The organism is Candidatus Bandiella numerosa (assembly GCF_021811875.1).
Classification (GTDB): Bacteria; Pseudomonadota; Alphaproteobacteria; order Rickettsiales; family Midichloriaceae; genus Aquirickettsia; species Aquirickettsia numerosa_A.
Genome location: NZ_JAJBJD010000146.1, coordinates 1 through 2,816 on the forward strand (window position 1 = coordinate 1; position 2,816 = coordinate 2,816).

3 protein-coding genes are annotated in these 2,816 nt (G+C 29.7%); all 3 read left to right on the forward strand.

Going from position 1 to position 2,816, the window contains the following annotated elements:
* Nucleotides 1-309 precede the first annotated feature (309 nt).
* The 3 genes from rplM to L8D11_RS04775 all read left to right on the forward strand — a co-directional run bounded on the left by rplM (nucleotide 310) and on the right by L8D11_RS04775 (nucleotide 2,644).
* Nucleotides 310-765: a 50S ribosomal protein L13 gene (rplM, locus tag L8D11_RS04765; protein ID WP_236870527.1), complete on the forward strand. Its 456-nt coding sequence runs from the start codon at nucleotides 310-312 to the stop codon at nucleotides 763-765.
* Nucleotides 766-835: 70 nt separating this feature from the next.
* On the forward strand, nucleotides 836-1,339 hold the full coding sequence (rpsI, locus tag L8D11_RS04770) for a 30S ribosomal protein S9 (protein WP_410519505.1): 504 nt from the start codon (nucleotides 836-838) through the stop codon (nucleotides 1,337-1,339).
* 117 nt (nucleotides 1,340-1,456) lie between these two features.
* On the forward strand, nucleotides 1,457-2,644 hold the full coding sequence (locus tag L8D11_RS04775; RefSeq protein WP_236870528.1) for an MFS transporter: 1,188 nt from the start codon (nucleotides 1,457-1,459) through the stop codon (nucleotides 2,642-2,644).
* The last annotated feature ends 172 nt before the right edge of the window (nucleotides 2,645-2,816 follow it).

Sequence of the window (2,816 nt, forward strand, 5' to 3'; positions counted from 1 at the left end):
CTTTCTTGAATTCCTATTATTCTATCAGCTTTTATACCAAACTTATCGTTCTTCTTTATATGAATCTAATTTTTTAAATCCATTTATTGCATATCTTCCTTGCTTTGCATTTATGCAACGGCCTTTTGTATGTTTACATAGATAATTTAGCGTTAAAACATGAAAATTTATAATAGAGATGCGATATAGTTAAAGAACAATAAAAATTACAATATTAAATACTAAATTAGCAATTAATCAGTTGTAATAATTTTTGTTTTATGTATATTCGTATACTACTAAAGTGTTTTAGAAATAAAAAGTTATTTTATGAGTACAAAGTTATCGAGTACATTTTTTGCTAAACCTTCGTATGTACAAAACAAGTGGTTGTTAATTGATGCAAAAGATCAAATTTTAGGAAGGCTTGCAGCACAAATTGCAAAAATTCTACGTGGAAAGCATAAGCCTTATTTCACACCACATATTAATTGTGGTGATAATGTTGTTGTGATAAATGCAGACAAGTTAAAATTAACAGGCAAAAAACTTCAACAAAAAATTTACTATAGACACACAGGATTTCCTGGAGGAATTAAACAGATTAAGGCTATTGATTTAATATCAGGGAAATACCCAGAAAGAATGTTGCAGTTGGCTGTAAAAAGAATGATGCCCAAAGAGAGCCCACTTGCAAGACAACAACTTAAATGTTTGCATGCGTATGCCGGGGAAGATAATCCTCATGCGGCACAACAACCTGTTTTAATTAACCCTGTTAAGTAATATTATGAGTAACAAAGAAGAAATTGTAAAAGAAAGCAAAAAAAAGGAAAGTAAAATTAAAATTGCATCTATAGCGAAACCTAAAATCACATCTAAAGCTGCCGCTGAACCAGCTTTACCAAGTAAAATAGCGATTTCTAAAGTTGTTGCCTCTGAAAAAAAAGAAATCAAAAAGCCAATAGATGCTAATAAGATATATGCTACAGGAAAAAGAAAAACTGCTATTGCAAAAGTTTGGATGATCAAAAAGGGTTCTGGCAAAATCACAGTAAATGGGAAAAGCATTATAGATTATTTCAAAAGGCCAATTTATAGGATGATAATCAATCAACCTTTTGATATAGTTAAAGCACAAGGTGTTTATGATATAGAATGTCAAGTTCTTGGAAGTGGTTTGTCTGGTCAAGCTGGAGCTATAAGGCATGGTATAAGTAAAGCATTGAACCAAATTAGTGATGAATATCATGGCACGCTAAAAAGTGGTGGGTTCCTTACTAGGGATAGCAGAAGAGTGGAAAGGAAAAAATATGGCCAGCCTAAGGCTAGAAAGAAATTTCAGTTCTCTAAAAGATAACAAATTAGTATTTCTTATTATATTATCTATAAGCATGCTGATTTTATTGTTTTTTAAAAGCAAAGTGCATTAAGTGTATACATTGTTTCCTAATTTCTAATATTATTGATTAGTTATATGTTATTTAATAAACATAAAGAAAGTCATATCTTTTTTATTGTTATTGCAACAATTTCAGTATTTGATCTTGCTATATTCTTTTATTTACCATTACTTTCAAATATAAGGCAAGAATTTCAAGTTGATGAATCACTAATTCAATTCAGCGCAGCTGTTAACGTTTTTGGAATTGGCATGTCCTCTATTATTTACGGTACATTGTCTGATGCATGGGGTAGAAAAAAATTGGTATTATTCGGGATAGTTTGTTTTGCAATCGCTTCATACTGTATATCATTAATTAGCTCAATATATATATTATTCATTTTGAGATTTATTCAAGGATTAGGAGCAGGAGTGTCATGGTCAGTTGGGAATGCTATAGTGCATGATATTTATAAAGGTAAGATGTTTGAAAAAGCAATTATCACTCTTCATATTATTATTGGATCAATGCTTGTTATATCACCAGCATTAGGTGGATACATTGGAAATATCATTGGTTGGAGACATAGCTTTCAACTAATGGCATTTCTTGGTTGTTTATTATTTATATACTGCATATTTTTATTGCCAGAAACTTTGCAAAGTAAAAAAACAACAATTAATCTTAAAAAAATTTTAGCAAACTATTTAACACTGTTCAAAAATCCCACGTATACAAAATTTTTGACAATCAAGGTATTGATGGTTTCTATTGCATTTGTAAATGTCACAAATTTACCCTTACTATTTGTTGAAACATATAACACAAGTGTTGAAAATTGTGGGTTATTAATAGCCTTAGGTGCTTCAATGTTTGTGATTGGTGGAATGATATGCAATAAATTAATAAACTACTTTTCAACATACAACATAATAAAGCATTCTCTGTATTTCATTATTCTTAGTAGCGTTATTTTAATAATTAGTGAACAGATTGGGTTTTTAACTGCAATAAACATTCAGCTAATTAAAATTCCATATCTTCTAGGAATTGCATGCATTTTTGGTAATGCCACTCACAGGATAGTCAGTGCAATACCAGAATTATCAGGTAGCGCCTCAGCAATTATGATAACACTTGAAATGTTTATTAGCTCAATTGGAGTAAGGTTAGTTAGCGTTTTTTACGATACCACAATTTATCCAATGGAAATATACGCAATTATTGCAACATTTATATCAGTAGTTGTATTAACCAGATTTCATGGACAAAATAATTAATAATGAAGTTATAATTAATAGTTTTATATCTTTTTATCTTTTATAAAAGGAAGCATAAATATTAGATAGCGTATAAATAGGAAAAGTGCTAACCTTTGACCTAAAACAATACAGGTATCAAATGGATTTTGAAATAATAGTAAGAAAAAAAGAAAAAGGCGAGGTAGTATCA